15 protein-coding genes are annotated in these 17924 nt (G+C 68.9%); 5 read left to right on the top strand and 10 right to left on the bottom strand.

The features are described 5' to 3' along the window. Window positions 1–73: 73 nt before the first annotated feature. Window positions 74–1507 (bottom strand): sugar porter family MFS transporter, encoded by a 1434-nt coding sequence (locus U874_RS0108865; protein ID WP_029988065.1) that lies wholly within the window; start codon window positions 1505–1507, stop codon window positions 74–76. 102 nt (window positions 1508–1609) lie between these two features. Here U874_RS0108865 and U874_RS0108860 point away from each other — a divergent pair, with 102 nt between their 5' ends. Beyond that, on the top strand, window positions 1610–2395 hold the full coding sequence (locus U874_RS0108860; RefSeq protein WP_025134184.1) for a sulfite exporter TauE/SafE family protein: 786 nt from the start codon (window positions 1610–1612) through the stop codon (window positions 2393–2395). A 33-nt stretch (window positions 2396–2428) separates the two neighbouring features. On the opposite strand, the gene U874_RS0108855 is transcribed toward U874_RS0108860, so the two are convergent. The 8 genes from U874_RS0108855 to iolC form a co-directional block, all read right to left on the bottom strand. Continuing rightward, complete coding sequence (locus tag U874_RS0108855; protein WP_025134183.1) at window positions 2429–3298, bottom strand: sugar phosphate isomerase/epimerase family protein; 870 nt, start codon at window positions 3296–3298, stop codon at window positions 2429–2431. 110 nt (window positions 3299–3408) lie between these two features. Further along, entirely contained in the window at window positions 3409–4425 is a 1017-nt protein-coding gene (locus U874_RS0108850) for a Gfo/Idh/MocA family protein (RefSeq protein WP_025134182.1), read from the bottom strand. A 112-nt stretch (window positions 4426–4537) separates the two neighbouring features. Then, complete coding sequence (locus U874_RS0108845; protein ID WP_025134181.1) at window positions 4538–5464, bottom strand: sugar phosphate isomerase/epimerase; 927 nt, start codon at window positions 5462–5464, stop codon at window positions 4538–4540. Window positions 5465–5601: 137 nt separating this feature from the next. Next, on the bottom strand, window positions 5602–7527 hold the full coding sequence (gene iolD, locus U874_RS0108840; RefSeq protein ID WP_025134180.1) for a 3D-(3,5/4)-trihydroxycyclohexane-1,2-dione acylhydrolase (decyclizing): 1926 nt from the start codon (window positions 7525–7527) through the stop codon (window positions 5602–5604). Continuing rightward, window positions 7524–8489 carry a 5-deoxy-glucuronate isomerase gene (iolB, locus tag U874_RS0108835; protein WP_025134179.1) on the bottom strand — a complete coding sequence of 322 codons (966 nt, stop codon included), beginning with the start codon at window positions 8487–8489 and terminating at the stop codon, window positions 7524–7526. The genes iolD and iolB overlap by 4 nt, the downstream gene beginning before the upstream one ends. Before the next feature lie 30 nt (window positions 8490–8519). Further along, window positions 8520–10034, bottom strand: coding sequence for a CoA-acylating methylmalonate-semialdehyde dehydrogenase (locus U874_RS0108830; protein ID WP_025134178.1), 1515 nt, complete (start codon window positions 10032–10034; stop codon window positions 8520–8522). A 37-nt stretch (window positions 10035–10071) separates the two neighbouring features. Beyond that, window positions 10072–10956 (bottom strand): class I fructose-bisphosphate aldolase, encoded by an 885-nt coding sequence (locus U874_RS0108825; RefSeq protein WP_025134177.1) that lies wholly within the window; start codon window positions 10954–10956, stop codon window positions 10072–10074. Between the two features lies 1 nt (window position 10957). Further along, a complete protein-coding gene (gene iolC, locus U874_RS0108820) occupies window positions 10958–11914 on the bottom strand; it encodes a 5-dehydro-2-deoxygluconokinase (RefSeq protein WP_025134176.1) in 957 nt (318 codons plus the stop codon). Between the two features lie 167 nt (window positions 11915–12081). On the opposite strand from iolC, the gene U874_RS0108815 reads away from it, so the two are divergent. Next, window positions 12082–12840, top strand: a complete 759-nt coding sequence (locus U874_RS0108815; protein WP_025134175.1) for a GntR family transcriptional regulator — start codon at window positions 12082–12084, stop codon at window positions 12838–12840. On the opposite strand, the gene U874_RS15130 is transcribed toward U874_RS0108815, so the two are convergent. Further along, on the bottom strand, window positions 12807–14066 hold the full coding sequence (locus U874_RS15130) for a glycosyltransferase (protein WP_369802350.1): 1260 nt from the start codon (window positions 14064–14066) through the stop codon (window positions 12807–12809). The genes U874_RS0108815 and U874_RS15130 overlap by 34 nt on opposite strands. 162 nt (window positions 14067–14228) lie before the next feature. Between U874_RS15130 and U874_RS0108800 the strand changes: the two genes are divergently transcribed. The 3 genes from U874_RS0108800 to U874_RS0108790 all read left to right on the top strand — a co-directional run bounded on the left by U874_RS0108800 (window position 14229) and on the right by U874_RS0108790 (window position 17904). Next, a complete protein-coding gene (locus U874_RS0108800; RefSeq protein WP_025134172.1) occupies window positions 14229–14447 on the top strand; it encodes a heavy-metal-associated domain-containing protein in 219 nt (72 codons plus the stop codon). Window positions 14448–14636: 189 nt separating this feature from the next. After that, window positions 14637–16883: a cation-translocating P-type ATPase gene (locus tag U874_RS0108795; protein ID WP_051582860.1), complete on the top strand. Its 2247-nt coding sequence runs from the start codon at window positions 14637–14639 to the stop codon at window positions 16881–16883. 1 nt (window position 16884) lies between these two features. Next, entirely contained in the window at window positions 16885–17904 is a 1020-nt protein-coding gene (locus U874_RS0108790; protein WP_232755897.1) for a cation diffusion facilitator family transporter, read from the top strand. Window positions 17905–17924: the final 20 nt, after the last annotated feature.

The following is a 17924-nucleotide window of genomic DNA, read 5'->3' as shown; positions in this document are numbered from 1 at the left end:
GCGCCTCGTTCGCGCAGGAAGCCAGAACTCGCGCAGGAGCAGATGCCCCGGCCGCCCACGGCCTCCGCGCGGCCTACCGCGTGTAGATCGCCCCGGTGGTCACGTCCTCCTCGAGCGCTTCGAGCGTGCGCCCGCGCGTTTCGGGGACGAAGCGCCACACGAAGAACAGCGCGAGCGCGCCGACGGCCGCGAACAGGAAGAACGTTCCGGTAATCCCCACTGCGTCGACGAGCGACAGGAAGTAGAGAGACAGGATGCCGTTCGTGACCCAGAGCATGAACACCGAGACCCCCATGCCGAAGCCGCGCATGTGCAGCGGGAAGATCTCGGAGAGATAGACCCAAACGGCGACGTTGAGGAAGGTCTGCATCGATCCAACGAACACCACAACGAGCAGCAGGATCACCCATGGCCGCGCGGGCGAGCCGACGGGAAGCAGCGTCGAGGCGAGCCCGATGAGCAGGTGACTCAGCGTGGTGAGCGTGAAGCCGATGATGAACGTCTTGCGGCGGTCCACCCGGTCCATCATCGACAGGGCGATGAGCGCTCCGATGACGGCGATGATCCCGGGGGCGACGTTCGCGATCAGCGCGGCACTCTCATCGAAGCCCGACTCGATGAGCACGGTCTGCCCGAAGTACATGATCGAGTTGATGCCGGTGAGCTGCTGGGCGATGCCCACGCCGATGCCGATGAGCAGGATACGCACGAGGTTCTTGTTGGTGAGCACTGCGCGCCAACCGAGCACGCGCTGGTGCTGCTCGCTGTCAATGCTCGTCGCGAGTTCGGCGAGTTCGGCGTCCGCGCGATCCTGGCTGCGGATCGTCGCGAGCACCCGCCGCGCGTCGGCGGTACGCCCGCGCTGCACCAGCCAGCGGGGGGACTCCGGCATCCGCAGCATGCCGATGAAGAGCGCGATCGCCGGCAACGCCGAGATCGCGAACATGATGCGCCACACCCCATCGAGGTGGCCGAGCGTGTTCCCGATGATGGCGTTGACGACGAAAGCCGCAAGCTGTCCCACGACGATCATGAGCTCGTTGCGGCCGGCGATCGAGCCGCGGATCTCGTACGGGGCGAGCTCGGCAAGGAAGACGGGGACGACCGTGGAAGCGCCGCCGACCGCGAGACCGAGGAGCACTCGCCCGCAGACGAGCAGCGCGAGACCGGGCGCCAAGACCACGGCGGCCGTACCGACGAAGAACAGGACCGCGAGCAAGATAATCGTCTTGCGCCGCCCCCAGCCGTCGGAGAGCCGGCCGCCCACCATCGCGCCGAACGCGGCGGCGAATACGAGGGAACTGGTGACCACGCCCTCGGTGAGCGGAGTGAGCCCGAGCTCCGCGGCCATGGGCCGCAGCGCGCCGTTGATGACACCGGTGTCGTAGCCGAAGAGCAGCCCGCCAAACGTCGCGATGAGCGCGACGAGCCCCAGCCGTCTCCGGTGCGGCCCGTCAGTCAGCGGCGGCAGCGCCGCGTGTCCGGGTTGAGCGGTGCCTGTCGGCATGTGGACTCCCTCGTCGCGTGGGCCCCGCGTCTACGGAGCGCTCCAACGAGTCTACTATGTTGTGACATTTGTACAAATCGAGCGATCCGCTAGGGTGACCCCATGACGCTCCCCGATCTCGCTCCGGCCGCGTGGCTGCTGCTGGCCGCCGCCGCCGCACTCGTCGGCCTTTCGAAAACGGCGATCCCCGGGATCAACACGCTCGCGATCGCGGCGTTCGCCGCCATCCTCCCCGCCCGGAACTCGACCGGGGCGCTCCTGATCCTGCTGCTCCTCGGCGATGCATTCGCGCTGTTGAGCTACCGCAAGTACGCCCACTGGCCCACCCTGCTGCGGCTCGTCCCGGCGGTGATCGCCGGGTTGGCACTCGGCGCACTCTTTCTCGCGGTCGCGGACGACGCCTGGGTCCGCCGCGTGATCGGCGTGATTCTGCTCCTCGTGGTCGCGGTCACCCTGTGGCAGCGGGGCCGCACGGCCGCGGCCCGCGCGACCGGGACAGCCGCTGCATCAGACGCCTCGACTACGCCGGGCGCCGGGCGCCTCGCATCTGCGAGCTACGGCACACTCGGCGGCTTCACGACGATGGTCGCGAACGCTGGCGGGCCCGTGATGTCGATGTATTTCCTCGCCGCGCGCTTCCCCGTGCACGCATTTCTCGGCACTGCAGCCTGGTTCTTCGCCGTCATCAATCTCACCAAGCTGCCGATCTCGATCGGCCTCGGCCTGATCACCCCAGAACTCCTTCTGCTCGATCTCGTCCTCGCCCCCGGTGTCGTGCTCGGCGCCCTGCTCGGGCGGTGGATTGCGTCGCGCATCAAGCAGCGGGCCTTCGACTGGGCGGTCATCAGCTGCACCGTCCTGGGCGCCGCCTACCTCCTGGTGTCGTAGCCCGCCGCCCGGCTCGGCACGCAGAGCCCCGGGCTAGCCGGCGATCAGTTCCCGGATTCGGGTCAGCTGGAACCGCGAGATCTCGTCGGCGCGCTCGTCCTCGGCAAACACGTTCGACACGATGAGCGCGTCCTCCCGGTCAAGGTAACCGGTCGCCCGCAGGGCGCCAAACAGCTCCTCCCAATCCACGTCACCGTCGCCGATCGCGAGGTGCTGGTGCACGCGCACCGCATTGCCGGGCGGGTTGGTGATGTAGCGGAGCGCGTTCGAGCGCGTGTGGTCAAACGTGTCGGAGGCGTACACCGCGCCGAGCCGGTCTCCGATCTCGGGGAGCAGCGTCGCGGCGCGATCCCCCATGTGGAAGCTGTGCGCGGCGACATACACGAAACCAACCCGGGTCGTATTGAGTCCGCGGATGACGCGCCACGCCTCGAGCCCGTCCTCGACGAAGTCGTCGGGGTGCGGATCGATGTTGAGGGTGACGCCCTCGCGTTCGAGCACGGGGATCAGCTCGGCCATTGAGCGGTAGAAGCTCGCCTCCGAGTCCTCCTCGCGCTCGGGACGCCCCGAGAACTCGGTGTTCACCACGGGCACCCCGAGTTCGGCCGCGAGTTCGATGTAGCGCGTCATGTTCCGCACTGCGGCCGCACGCTGCGGCTCCTCCGGCCAGGAGAAGCGCTGCACCGGCAGCAGCGAGGTGATCGTCACGCCCGCGTCGCGCGCCCGCCGCTTCAGCGTCGCCACCAGCGCGTCGTCGAGCTTCGGGTAGTGGAAGTGGCGTCCGAAATCGGGATTCGGGGTGAGCTGCAGGTACTCGTAGCCGAGTCGGGCTGCGAGATCTGGGAAGTCGGTCAGTGCAACCGTGTCGTTGTACGGCGTCGGGTCGAGGGCGATGCGGACCATGGGGCTCCTGAGCGGTCTTGCCGCCGCGCGTGGCGGCCGCGGCGGGCGATGGGCAGTAGGGCGGTACGGCGGTGTTGGCGGCGAGGGCGAACGGAGCCGGGCGGCAGAGTCTACGCGTAGAACGCGGGGCGCTCGACCGCCGCGACCGGCTGCGCACCAGGCGTGGTGAGCGCGCGCACCCCGGCCTCGCACGACAGCGCGACGAGGTACCCGTCGAAGGCGTTCGGGCCATCAACGAGCTCGCCGCGGCGCACCGCGTCGACCCAGCGCTGAATCTGCGCGTCGTAGGCGGCGGCGAAGCGCGTGGTGAACGACTCGTGTTCCTTCACCAGGAACTGACCGGCCTCCCAGCGCTGCATTCCCGACGGCTGTCCGATGCGGGCGATGCCGCGCTCGAGGACCGCCTCGGTACTCACCTGGTACCCAAACTGCACGCTCACGTTCATCTCGACATCGACGAGCACGCCGTTCTCGAGCTCCATGATCACGAGAATCGGCTCGCGCAGGCGCTCGGGCGCGAGCGAGTTACGGCGCGGGAACTTCACCTCGACGCTGACAACGCGCGATCCGGCGAGCCAAGGCACCACGTCAAATTCGTGCACCACCGAATCGGTGATGAGCATCTGCTGCGTGTAGCTTTCCGGCACCGAGGGGTTACGGTGCACGGCGCGCACCATGAGCAGCTCACCGGATTCGCCAGACGCGATCACCTCTCGGAGCTGCTGGTACTCGGCGTCGAACCGGCGCATGAACCCGACCTGGATGTGCGGCCGGTCAAGCCGCTGCTCGAGCTCGAGGATCTCAAGCGACGACGCCGAGTCCTGGGTGAGCGGCTTCTCGCACAGGATCGGCAGGCCCGCCTCGAGCGCGGGGCGCAGCACGGGCGCGTGGAACTGGCCGGGAGTCGCGATGAGCACCGCGTCGATGGCGTCAGCCGCAATCGCCTCCTCGAGGCCCGCGAACGCGAGCGCTCCAGGGGCCCGCTCGGCCGCGGCGGCGGCTCGCCCGGCGTCGGGCTCAACAATCGCCGCGACGCGGGCGCCGCTGATCCGTTCGGTGATGCGCCGAATGTGGTCGGCGCCCATCATGCCAGCGCCGACGACGGCGACGCGGAGTTCTTCAGTCATGTGCGTGTCCTTCAATCAGTGTTCGGGCCCGCGACTTCGGCGCCGCTTCCGGGCGAGAGTGTCGTGGTGGTGTGGAGCCAGCACGGAATCCGCGCCGATGGGGCGCGCTCGGCTAGGAGATCCGCGCGAGGTGCGTACAGCTGAAAATATGCTCGCGCGTGCGCTGCGCGATCGGGAACGGGACGTCCACGTCGCAGCCGTACATGTCCTGCTCGACGATGGCGAAGATGTTCGGGTCGATCCCTGCAACCGCCTCGATGATCGGGGCGAGATCCGGGATCCCGTGCGGCGGCTCGATCATGATCCCATCGGCGACGGCCTCTGCGAATGGCTGATCGTTCTTGAGCACGTCGAACAGCAGCGTCGGGTCGACCTGCTTGAGGTGCACGTAGCCGATCCGGTCGGGGCGCTCCGCGATGAGCTTGAGGTTGTCGCCGCCGTAATAGGCGAAGTGGCCCGTGTCGAGGCACAGGTTCGTGTAGCGCGGGTCGGTCTCGTCGAGGAAGCGGACCACCTCCCGGGTTGTTCCGACATGGCTATCGGCGTGCGAGTGAAACTGCTGCCGCATCCCGAACTCCTCGAACAGTGCCTTGCCGAGCCGGTCGTGACCCGCCCCGAGCTTGCTCCACTGCGCGTCGGTAAGGGTGCGCGCCTCGAGTTGCTCGCTCGTCGCGTCACTGCGCCACAGGTCGGGGATGACCACGAGGTGCTCGGCGCCCAGCTGCGACGCGAGACCCGCGACGTTGAGCGCCTGATCCCAGGCACGCTGCCACTCGTCTTCACCCTTGTGAAACCCGGTGAACACGGTTCCCGCCGAGAGCTTCAGGCCGCGCGACCCGAGCTCGTCCGCGAGCTGCGAAGGGTCGGTGGGCAGGTAGCCGTACGGCCCCAGCTCGATCCACTCATACCCCGCCTGCACCACCTCGTCGAGGAAACGCTGCCAGGGCACCTGCGCCGGATCGTCGGGGAACCACACGCCCCAGGAGTCTGGAGCGGTGCCGATGCGGAGGCCGGCTGGCTCGGCAGTTGGTGTGTTCACGGCGTCAACTCCATTGGTTCAGGGCGTGCGGGGCAGCGTGTGGCCGACGGCCACACGAACTCACTTTGATAGGACATTATGGCATTAATAGGGATCGGTCTCCACTCCGCGAGCAGCCTCGCGCTCGAGTGGGCTCCCTACCCGAGCAGCGGACGCTGTGCGGCACGCTGACCCTCGTACTCGGTGCGCGCGCGCTGCGTCGAGTCGAGCGTCGAGACCTCCGCGACGGGCACGTCCCACCATCCCGAGCCGTCGGGGGCGTAGCGCAGCGGGTCGCTATTGATGTGGATGAACGTTGCCCGCTTTGACGCCTTCGCCGCGGCCACTGCCGCCTCGAGCTCGGCGATCGAGTCCGGGCCCGGCTCCACCTCGATGACGTCCATGCCGTAACTGCGGGCGTTCATCGCGAGGTCGACGGGCAGCACCTGCTCCCCCTGGAAGTTGCGTGCCTCAGGGTCGTACTCCCGGTACCAGGTGCCGAAGCGCTCGGAGCCGACAGTCTCGGAAAGATGCCCGATCGAGGCGTAGCCGTGGTTCTGGATCAGCACGACGATGAGCTTGATGCCCTCGGCAACAGCGGTGACGAGCTCGGTATTGAGCATCAGGTACGACCCGTCGCCCACCATCACGATCACGTCGCGATCGTCGCCTGCGGCCACAAGCCCGCGCTTCGCGCCGAGCCCGCCCGCGATCTCGTACCCCATGCACGAGTATGCGTACTCGACGTGGTACCCGAGCGGATCACGCACTCGCCACAGTTTGTGCAGGTCCCCCGGCAGAGACCCGGCAGCCTGGACGATCACGTCGGCGGGCTCGGAGGAGCGCTGCACGGCGCCGATGATCTCGGACTGCCCGGGCAGCGGGAGACCCGTGGGGGCGAGGGCAGCGTCGACGGTCGCGTCCCACGCCGCCTTCTCGCGGCCGATGCGCTCGGCGTACGCGGCGTCGACGCGCAGCTCCCCGGCGACCTCAAGCAGTTCTGTGAGCGCCTCTCGCGCATCGGCCACAACGGCAAGCTGTGTGCCGTGCTTGAACGCGTCGAACGCGGCGACGTTGATGTTCACGAAGCGCACCCCTGGGTGCTGGAACACGGTGCGCGACGCGGTGGTGAAGTCACTGTAGCGGGTGCCAATCCCGATGACGAGGTCGGCCTCCGCGGCGATGCGGTTCGCCGCGAGCGTGCCGGTCGCCCCGATCCCACCAAGGTTCTGCGGGTGGTCCCAGTCGAGCACGCCGCCGCCAGCCTGCGAGGTGCCGACCGGGATGCCGGTCGCCTCGACGAACGTGCGCAGCTGGGCCTCGGCCTCAGAGTAGAGCACGCCGCCGCCCGCGACGATGATCGGGCGCTTCGCAGCGCGGATGGCGGCGAGCGCCACGGCGAATGCGTCACGCTCGGGCCGGGGACGGCGGATCCGCCACTCGCGCGGCTGCAGGAACTCGGCGGGAACGTCGAGCGCCTCGGCCTGCACATCTTCGGGCAGCGCGATCGTCACGGCGCCAGTCTCGGCCGGATCCGTCAGCACCCGCATCGCGGCGAGCGCGACCGAGAACAGCTGCTCGGGACGCTGCACGCGGTCGAAGAACTTCGAGACGGGGCGGAATGCATCGTTGACGGTGAGCCCGATGTCGTGCGGCTGCTCCAACTGCTGCAGCACCGGGTCGGCGACCCGGGTCGCGAATGTGTCGCTGGGCAACAGCAGCGCGGGGAGCCGGTTCGTGGTGGCGAGCGCCGCGCCGGTGAGCAGGTTCGTCGCGCCGGGCCCCACCGACGCCGCAGCAGCGTAGGTGCCGCGGCGTCGGTGCATGCGGGCGTAGCCGACCGCCTGGTGCACCATCGCCTGCTCGTTGCGCGCCTGGTAGTAGGGCATCAGATCGGGATCGTGCGCGTTGAGCTGTTTCAGCGCCTGGCCGATTCCGGCGACATTGCCGTGCCCGAAGATCCCGAAGGTCCCTGGCACGGTGCGTTCGCGGATCTCAGCACCGGCGCCGTCGCGGTCGACCGTCCACTGGTGTGCGAGGAATTCGATCAGCGCCTGGCTGACCGTCATACGGCGGGTGGTCATCGGGGGTCCTCCGAGTCTGCGGCGGGAACGACGGGCGAGGTGGGGGCGGTGAACGGGAGCCGCGGGTCGAGCTCCTGCCCGTCCCACGTCTCGCGCACCCAGCCGTGCGCGGGATCATCGCTGATGAGCCAGCTGCGCTCCGGATCCGGCCCAGCCATCACGTTGAGGTAGTACATGTCGTAGCCGGGCGCCGCGACGGCCGGACCGTGGTAGCCGTGCGGAACAAGCGCGACGTCGCCCGTGAACACGCGGGCGTCGATGTCGATCTGCCCGGCGGGTGAGGAGTAGGTGCTGAACATGCCGAACGCGTGCTCGGGGCTGACCCCGGTCGGGGCATCGCGGGTGGGCGCGATCTCGAAGTAGTAGATCTCCTCGAGCTCCGACTCGTGGCCGGGAAGGTGCTCATCGTGCTTGTGCGGCGGGTACGAGGACCAGTTCTCAGCCGGAGTGATCACCTCGACGACGATAAACCGCGCGGCGTCGAGCGACTCCTGCCGGCCGAAGTTGTGCACCTGGCGGCTCGAAGCGCCAGCGCCGCGCAGCTCGACGGGCACCTCGCTCACCGGCATGTGTCGGCTGGGTCGCACCGTGTCGGTGGGCGAGGTGGCGACGAGGAAGCGGCTCTCGCCGGCCGAGCGAGCGGTGACGGTGCCCGTGGTGTCTGCCCCGAGATAGAGCACGTCGCTGGGGCCGTCGAACACCGACGCCCGGCCGGCAAGCTCGGTGACCGTCTGTGCAGCCTCACCCGCGCTCGCGTACCGCACGGTGAACGCGCCAGCGAGCGGCACGATCAAGCGTTCAACGCCGGTGTCCGAGAGCGTGAGCGACTCGCCCGCGGCGAGCCGGCCCACACGGAGCCCGGTGTGGGCCCAGCCGGGCGTGTGCTCGTCGACCACGGTCTCCCACCCGTCAGCGGCGAGCTCACCGCGGCGGTGGAACCAGCGCTCTGCCTGATCCGTCATGGTACCCATCCTCTGTCGTCCGGTGTCGTACTAGTCGTTCTGCGGGAAGCCGAGGTTAATTCCCCCGTGCGTCGCCGGGTCGAGCCAGCGGCTGGTGATCGCCTTCTCGCGGGTGAAGAACTCGAAGCCGTGCACGCCATACGCCTTCGCGTCACCGAACAGCGAGGCCTTCCAGCCGCCGAAGGAGTGGTACGCGACGGGAACTGGGATCGGCACGTTGATGCCGATCATGCCGACCTGGATCTCGTGCTGGAAGCGACGGGCCGCCCCGCCGTCGTTGGTGAAGATCGCGGTGCCGTTGCCGAACTGGCCGGAGTTGATGAGGGCGACGCCCTCGTCGAAGGAGGCGACGCGGACGATCTCGAGCACGGGCCCGAAGATCTCCTCGGTGTACGCGCGCGAGGTGGTGGGGATCCGGTCGATCAGCGTGGGCCCGAAGAAGAAGCCGTCCTCGGCGCCGTCGACAAGGAAGTCACGGCCGTCGACCACGATCGTCGCCCCGTCCGCCTCCGCGATGTCGACGTATGAGGACACCTTCTCACGGTGCGCGGCGGTGATGAGGGGACCCATGTCTGGCTCGGGCGCGGCGGCACCGTTGCCGATCTTCAGCCGCGCGATGCGCTCCTGGATCTTCACGATCAGCTCATCGGCCACGGGTTCGACTGCGAGCACCACGGAGATCGCCATGCAGCGCTCACCGGCGGCGCCGTATCCGGCATTGATCGCCTGGTCCGCGACGAGGTCGAGGTCCGCGTCCGGCAGCACGAGCATGTGGTTCTTCGCGCCGCCGAGGGCCTGCACGCGCTTGCCGTGCTGTGACGCGGTTTCGTAGATGTACTGCGCAATCGGAGTTGAGCCGACGAATGAGATCGACTGCACGACGGGATCGGTGAGCAGCCCGTCAACGGCGAGCTTATCGCCGTTGAGCACGGTGAAGACGCCGGCGGGGAGACCTGCCTCAGCCCACAGCTCGGCGAGCCAGAGCGCGGCAGACGGGTCCTTCTCGCTCGGCTTGACGATGACCGCATTCCCGGCGGCGATGGCGATGGGGAAGAACCACATCGGCACCATCGCGGGGAAGTTGAACGGGGAGATGATCCCGGCGACGCCGATTGGCTGCTTGATCGAGTAGACGTCAATCCCGGTCGAGGCGTTCTCCGAGAAGGCGCCCTTGATCAGGTGCGGGAACCCGGTCGCGAGCTCCACCACCTCCTGGCCGCGCAGGATCTCGCCCAGCGCGTCAGAACGCACCTTGCCGTGCTCTGCGGTGATGATGTCGGCGAGTTCGCCCTTGCGCGCATTCAGCAGCTCACGGAACGCGAAGATGACCGTCTGACGCTTCGCAATCGAGAACGCGCTCCAGGTTTCGAAGCCTCGCTGGGCCGAGGCGATCGCCGCGGCGATCTCCTCGGCACTCGCGAGCGCGACGTGCGCGCGCAGCTCGCCCGTCGCCGGGTTATACACCGGGGCCGTGCGGCCGCTGGTCGACTCAGTCCGTGCGCCGTCGATCCAGTGGGGGATGACGGGGAGAGTGTCAGTGCTCATGGGGTCCTCTTCGTGCGTGTCGGTACGGCGGTGGGGCTTATGGGAGATCGCGGTGCACGAGACGCGCGGCCGTGTCGACGGCCGCGGCGACATCGCCGTCGCTCGGGTACAGCAGGGTGCGGCCCACCGTGAGGCCGCGCACCCCGGGCAGCGCAAGGGCGCGCTCCCACGCGGCGTACATGACATCGGGGGCGTCGCCGTTGTCGCCACCGAGCAGCAGGGTCGGCATTGTGGTCGCCTCCATGACGCGCTCCATCTCTGGCACCACCGGCAGTTTCATCCACGTGTGCGCGCTCGAGTTGCCAAGCCCGGAGGCGATCGCGGTCGACAGGATCACTGCGTTCGCCGAGAGATCGTTGCTGACCTTGCCCCCTACGCGCGCGCTCATGAACGGCTCAAGCATGATCGGGAGGCCTGCGGCGGCGGCCTGGTCGACTGCGCGGGCGGTCGCTTCGAGGGTCGCCGCGGTGCCATCGTCCTGAAGATCCACTCGGATCAGGGTCTTCGCGAAGTCGATGCCCTGCCGCACCATCGCAGGCACGTCGTACGCCGTGTAGCGGTCGTCGAGCTCGAACGAGGCCCCACGCAGTCCGCCGCGGTTCATCGATCCGACGATGATCTTGTCGTCGAGCAGGCCGAGCGCCGCGAGGTCGTCGACAATGTCAGGGGTGCCGAGCACACCGTCGACGCCAGGGCGCGAAAGCGCGAGGGCCATGCGCTCAAGCAGGTCGTAGCGGTTTGCCATGGCCGTCGGGTTCTGTCCCACAGCGATCGCACCACGGGCTGGGTGGTCGGCGGCGATGATGAACAGGCGCCCGTCGCCCCGAATCACGTCGCGGCGGCGGCGGTCGGCGAGCGCACGCGACACCCCGGCCGGATCGGTCGCGCGAAGCTCGCGCAGGCGGTCGAAATCAAGTGTCATGTCAGGCTCCCTGAGCGAGGATGTCGTTGACCTCCGCCGCGTCCGGCATCGCCGTCGAGCACTCCAGGCGAGTGGCGACGATCGCTCCGGCGACGTTGGCGAAGCGGAAGATGCGTTCGAGGTCCCAGCCCTCGAGCAGCCCGTGGCACAGTGCGCCGCCGAACGCGTCGCCCGAGCCGAGCCCGTTGACGACGTCGACGAAGTGGGGGGCTACCTCGACCCGTTCAGCGCGGGTCTTCGCGAGCACGCCCTTGGGCCCCTGCTTCACGACCGCGAGCTCGACACCGCGCTCGAGCAGCGCATCGGCGGCCCGGTCCGGGTCGGTCTCACCGACCGCCACTTCGCACTCCTCGCGGTTGCCGACGGCGACCGAGACGTGGTCGAGCGCACGCCCCACCTGGGTGCTCGCCTCGGCCGGGTCGTCCCAGAACATCGGCCGGTAGTCGAGGTCGAGAATCGTGTGCGTGCGACGCCCGCGCGCGGCGAGCGCGGCGTGGTGTGCGGCGCGACTCGGCTCCTGGCTGAACCCGGTGACCGTGAGCCACAGGATGCGCGCCGCGCTGATCGCCTCAGCGTCGAGGTCGCCCGCCGTAATCTCGAGATCCGGAGCCTTGGGCTCGCGGTAGAAGTAGAGCGGGAAGTCGTCTGGCGGGAAGATCTCACAGAACGTGAGGGGAGTGAGGTACTGCGGATCCACGCGCACCTCGCGGGGATCGACCCCCAGCCTGGCGAGCTCCGCGAGCAGGTAGCGCCCGAACGGGTCATTCCCGACCCGTGAGATGAGTGCGCTCGCGCGGCCGTAGCGTGCTGCGGCGACCGCAACGTTTGCGGCGCTGCCGCCAAGGTACTTGCCAAAGCTGCTCACCTCTTCGAGCGTGACACCACTCTGTAGCGGGTAAATGTCGACGCCGAGCCGCCCCATTACCAGTACGTCATCCGGACGCCGTGCCTCCGACATTCGATACCGCCTCTTCCCGTCAGTAGCGACATCGAACGCGTCGCTGCATTTGTCCTAACAATAGCACGAATGATGCGCAACGCCAGACCTGGGCACCCCGGGGTAATATTGTCCGTACATAACGACATCGTGGTCGTTGATACTCAGCCAACCCGCGAGGAGAACCCATGAGCACCGACGCCGTCTGGCCCGACGAGGTCTTCGCCGACCTCGACCGCTCGGGCCCGGTGCCCCTGTACTTCCAGATCTCCTCCCGCCTCGAACGCGCCATCCGCGAGGGCACCATTCCGGCGGGGGCCCGGCTTGAGAACGAGATCGCGATCGGCGAGCGCCTCTCGCTCTCTCGCCCAACCGTGCGCCGCGCAATCCAGGAGCTTGTCGACAAGGGGCTGCTCGTGCGTCGCCGCGGCATCGGCACTCAGGTGGTGCAGGCGCGCGTGAGCCGCCCCGTCGAGCTCACGAGTCTGCACGAAGACCTCACCAGGGTGGGGCACACCCCCACCACTCGCGTCCTCTCGCTCGAGCACATTCCCGCCGACGACGAGACCGCACAGCTGTTGCGGGTTCCGCTCGGTGCCGAGATCACCAGAATCCGGCGCCTGCGCGGCACCGACAGTGCGCCGGTTGCGATTCTCGAGAACCTGCTCCCTCCGGAGTTCTCGGACATCACCGCCGAGGCACTCACCGAGCACGGGCTGTACGAGATCCTCCGGGCGCGCGGCATCACGATCAAGGTGGCGAACCAGACTATCGGCGCGAGGCGAGCCCAAGGCGATGAGCACGAATTGCTCGACGTGCCGAAGGGCGGACCGCTCCTCACCATGGATCGCGTGGCGTTCGACCAGGGCGGCAGGGTGGTCGAAGCCGGACACCACTGCTACCGCCCAGACCTCTACTCGTTCGAGACGACGCTCGTCTCACGGTAGAGCCCCGCAACGGTTGCCTGCGCGCCCACACCGCTCCGCCGCTCGAGCACCGCTCGATACTCGGCCAGCAGGCCCGCCGCAGACGCCCCCCAGCTCTTTCCGAGCGCGTGCTCCCGAGCCGCCTGGCCCAGAGCCGCCAGAAGGACCGGGTCGTCGAGTAGCGACAGCACTGCCGCGGCCCACACCTGTGGATCATCGCCGGTCACGAGTACTCCGGTCTTGCCATCGTGAACCGCTTCACGGAGCCCCCCGGCCGCACGGGCGACTACCGGCACGCCTGAGGCCGCGGCTTCAAGCGCCACAAGACCAAACGTCTCGGCATGAGACGGTACGAGCATCAGCGTTGCACCTCGAATACGGGCGGCGAGCTCCGCGCGCGACAGAGCACCCTCAAATCTCACTCGATCACGCACCCCGAGGCGCGCGGCCTGATCACGCAATCCGCGCGCATACGCGCCCCCGTCGGGTGGCGGAGCGCCGATGATCCTCAGCATCGGACGCCTGGCCTCGGGAATCACAGCGAGCGCGTCCAGTGCAAGGCCAAATGCCTTGAGCGGGTGCAGGCGCCCGACCATGATCACCTCGGCTCGACCACCGCGCGCGAGCGCTTCAGCCTCGTCGAAGCGCTCTTCCGGGCGACGCGGACGAAACAGCTCGGCGTCGACGCCAAGCTCCACCACGCGCACCCGATCCGGCGCACCTCCCAAATCCGTGAGTATCGTCCCCCGCTCAGCTGCACTGACTGCGATGAGCACATCTGCCTCGCGCGCGAGACGCCGCTCACCCGCGAGACGGCCCGGTGACTCTGGCCGCTCGCCCGGCTCCCCCGAGCCCTCCGGAACGGCAATTGAATGGAATGTCTGCACGAGCGGAATGCCCCACCGCCGAGCCACAGGGAGAGCCGCAATCCCAGAGAACCAATGCTCCGCGTGAAGCACGTCTACCGGGTCGTCGGCAAGCTCAGCCGAGAGGCGCTCGCTAAATTCCGTCATCACACGTTCGTGTTCCGACTTCGCAAGCAGCCGCGCGGGCCCCGCATCAAGATGGATCACATCGAGTCCGGGCGAGAGGGTGACTCTCGCCGCGACACTCGGATCAGCCCGCCGTGTGAAGATTCTGATCGCGTGACCGGCGTGTGCGAGCGCCCGGGCCTGAGCCAGCACGACGACATTCATGCCACCAGCATCCTTTGTGCCTGCGTCGTCAAGAGGCGAGGTGTGAAGCATCACGAAGCCCACACGGAGTTGTGGTGCTCGACCTGCAGCATTCATGCTTCGAGCGTAGCCCGAACCGGAAAGCCAAGAACCGAGGACGACCCGCTACGTACGCTTGCGCGATACCCTAGGGGGGTATAGTCTCGGGATGTCACCAACCCCGAGGAGTTCCCCATGAGCACCAGCACCACCGCCCAGTTCACCGTCACCGGCATGACCTGCGGCCACTGCGAGATGTCCGTTCGCGAGGAGGTCGAGGCCATTGCGGGCGTCACGGGCGTCGAGGTCAGCTCGAAGACGGGCGCGCTGAGCGTCGAGACCGACGGCACCGTCACGGACGCGGCGATCGAGGCCGCCGTCACCGAGGCCGGCTACTCGGCCGCCCGCGCCTAACCCCCTCCCCCCTCCCCGCTCCCCCGCCCGGGCCCTCACCCAGCCACTGCCCCATCCCAGAATCGGGGGCACTGTGTGCGGATGAGGCGAGAGGCGCGAGACGCCAAGCGGGCAGCAGGATCCGCAACACCGCACGGAAGGAGCAGTCGGCACGTGAGCACGACCAGCTATGAACTCGAGATCGGCGGGATGACCTGCGCCTCATGCGCGAACCGCATCGAGCGCAAACTCAACCGCCTCGACGGCGTCGAGGCGACCGTCAACTACGCGACCGAGAAGGCGCGCGTGCAGACCCCCGAGGGGTATGACCCGCAGCTCCTGATCGCCGAGATCGAGAAGACCGGCTACTCCGCCGAGATCCCGCCGCCCCTCGCGGCGCGCGGCGCCGCACCGACGGCGGGCGCGGAGCAGGACGAGGCACGGGATCCCGAGCTCACGAGCCTGCGCCAGCGCCTCATCGGCTCGATCTGGCTCTCGGTCCCCGTGATCCTCATCTCGATGATCCCGGCGCTCCAGTTCGACTACTGGCAGTGGGCCGTGCTGACCCTCACGGCGCCCGTCATCGTGTGGGCGGCCTGGCCCTTCCACCGCGCGGCCTGGATCAACCTCCGGCACGGCGCAGCAACGATGGACACGCTCGTGTCGGTGGGCACGCTCGCCGCGTTCCTCTGGTCGCTGTACGCGCTCTTCCTCGGCACCGCGGGCGAGCGGGGCATGACCCACGCCTTCGAGCTGACGATCAGCCCGCACGACGGCGCCGGGAACATCTACCTGGAGGTCGCCGCGGGTGTCACCATGTTCCTCCTCGCCGGCCGCTACTTCGAGAAGCGCTCGAAGCGGCAGGCGGGGTCGGCGCTGCGTGCGCTGCTCGAACTCGGCGCGAAGGACGTCGCCGTGCTGCGCGACGGCGCGGAGACCCGGATCCCGGTCGAGGAGCTCCGGGTGGGCGACCACTTCGTGGTGCGCCCCGGAGAGAAGCTCGCGACCGACGGCGTGATCACCGAGGGCGCGACCGCGATCGATGCCTCGCTCCTCACGGGCGAATCCGTTCCCGTCGAGGCCACCGCGGGCGACCCCGTCACGGGAGGCACCGTCTCCACGAGCGGCCGCATCGTCGTGCGCGCCACCCGCGTCGGCGCGGACACGCAGCTCGCGCAGATGGCGCAGATGGTCGAGGACGCGCAGTCCGGCAAGGCCGAGGTGCAGCGCCTCGCGGACCGGGTCTCCGGGATCTTCGTGCCCATCGTGATCCTCATCGCGCTCGGCACGCTCATCACCTGGCTCGCGCTCGGCCACGGGGCCGCGAGCGCGTTCACCGCGGCCGTCGCCGTGCTCATCATCGCCTGCCCGTGCGCGCTCGGCCTCGCGACGCCCACGGCGCTGCTCGTCGGCACGGGGCGCGGCGCCCAGCTCGGGATCCTCATCAAGGGGCCCGAGATCCTGGAGTCCACCCGCCGCGTGGACACGATCCTGCTCGACAAGACCGGAACGGTCACGAGCGGCCGCATGGCGCTCGCCGAGGCGGTTCCCGCCGCGGGCACCGATCGCGCCGAGCTGCTCCGCCGCGTGGGTGCGGTCGAATCGGCCTCCGAGCACCCCATCGCCCAGGCCATCGCCCGCGGTGCGACGGCCGAGGTGGGCGCGCTCCCCGAGGTCACCGAGTTCCGCAACACCGCGGGGCACGGCGTCACCGGATCCGTCGACGGCACCCCCGTGATCGTCGGCCGCGCCGCACTGCTCGCCGACTGGGGGGTCGCTCCCGGACCCGAACTGCTCGCCGAGCGCGAGCGGCTCGAGGGCACCGGGCACACAGTGGTCTTCGCCGCATGGGACGGGGCCGCGCGCGGCATCATCGCCGTCGCCGACACCGTGAAGCCGACGAGCGCCGAAGCGATCCGCGAGCTGGCGAAGCTCGGCCTCACCCCGATCCTGCTCACGGGCGACAACCGCACCGTGGCCGAGCAGGTGGCCGCGAGCGTGGGGATCTCCGAGGTGCACGCCGAAGTGCTACCGGGCGACAAGGTCGCCGTGGTCCAGCAGCTGCAGGCCGAGGGCCGCGTGGTCGCGATGGTCGGCGACGGCGTGAACGATGCCGCCGCGCTCGCGCAGGCCGATCTCGGGCTCGCGATGGGCACGGGCACGGACGCCGCGATCGAGGCCGCGGACATCACGCTCGTGCGCGGTGATCTCCGGAGCGCTGCCGACGCGATCCGGCTCTCCCGGCGCACCCTGGGCACGATCAAGGGCAACCTGTTCTGGGCGTTCGCCTACAACGTCGCCGCGATTCCGCTCGCCGCGCTCGGCTTACTCAACCCCATGATCGCCGGCGCCGCGATGGCGTTTTCGAGCGTGTTCGTGGTGGGCAACAGCCTGCGCCTGCGCCGCTTCCGCAGCATCACCGGCACCCCCGCCCGCAGCATCCCGAGGAGAGGTTGATATGGTCACCACCATGAGCGACGAGCAGGCCCGCGTCCCCGACTGCGACGCCGATTTCAGCGCCGGGCACCCCGAGCGGCCCGATCACGACGACGCCGGCGGCGGCCACGGGCATGACCACGGCCTGCAGGGCGCGACGACCGCCACGGGCAAGCACCGCAAGCGCCTCATCATCGTGCTGTCGATCACGCTCAGCGTGTTCGTCATCCAGGTGATCGGCGCGCTCGTCTCGAACTCGCTCGCCCTCCTCGCCGACGCCGGGCACATGCTCACCGACGCGACGGGCGTCACGATCGCGCTGATCGCGAGCCTCATCGCGGGGCTGCCCGCCACCTCCAAGCGCACGTTCGGCTACCTCCGAGTCGAGGTGCTCGCGGCGCTCGTGAACGGCATCGTGCTCGGCGTCATCGCCGTCGTGATCTTCGTGCAGGCGCTCTCCCGCTTCGGCTCCGAGGTGGAGATCGAGTCGACGCCCATGCTCGTCGCCGCGGCTGTCGGCGGGATCGCGAACCTCGTGTCGCTGCTCATCCTGCAGTCGGGGCAGAAGGAGAGCATCAACGTGCGAGGCGCGTACCTCGAGGTGCTCGGCGATCTGCTCGGCTCGGTCGCCGTCGTGATCGCCGCCGTCGTGATCATGCTCACGGGGTGGAACGTGGTCGACCCGATCGCGTCGATCCTCATCGCCGTGCTCATCTTCCCGCGGGCGATCAGTCTCCTCCGCGACGTCGTCGACGTGCTCCTCGAGGCCTCCCCGAAGAATCTCGACATCGATGTGGCGCGCGAGCACATGCTCGCGGTGCCGGGGGTCTCCGAAGTGCACGACGTGCACGCCTGGACGATCACCTCGGGGGTGCCGGCCTTCTCGGCGCACGTGACCGTCTCGGACACGGCCTGGAACGAGCGCGGCTACCACGCCATCCTCGACGAGCTGCGCGCCTGCCTGCACGAGCACTTCGACACCGAGCACGTCACCCTGCAGCTCGAGCCAGAATCCCACGGCGAGGACGATCAGCACCCCTAACACCCGGGCGGTGCCGGATC

The sequence above is a fragment of the Leucobacter sp. PH1c genome (genome assembly GCF_000633415.1).
Classification (GTDB): Bacteria; Actinomycetota; Actinomycetes; order Actinomycetales; family Microbacteriaceae; genus Leucobacter.
This window is presented reverse-complemented; position numbering and strand designations above follow the sequence as displayed.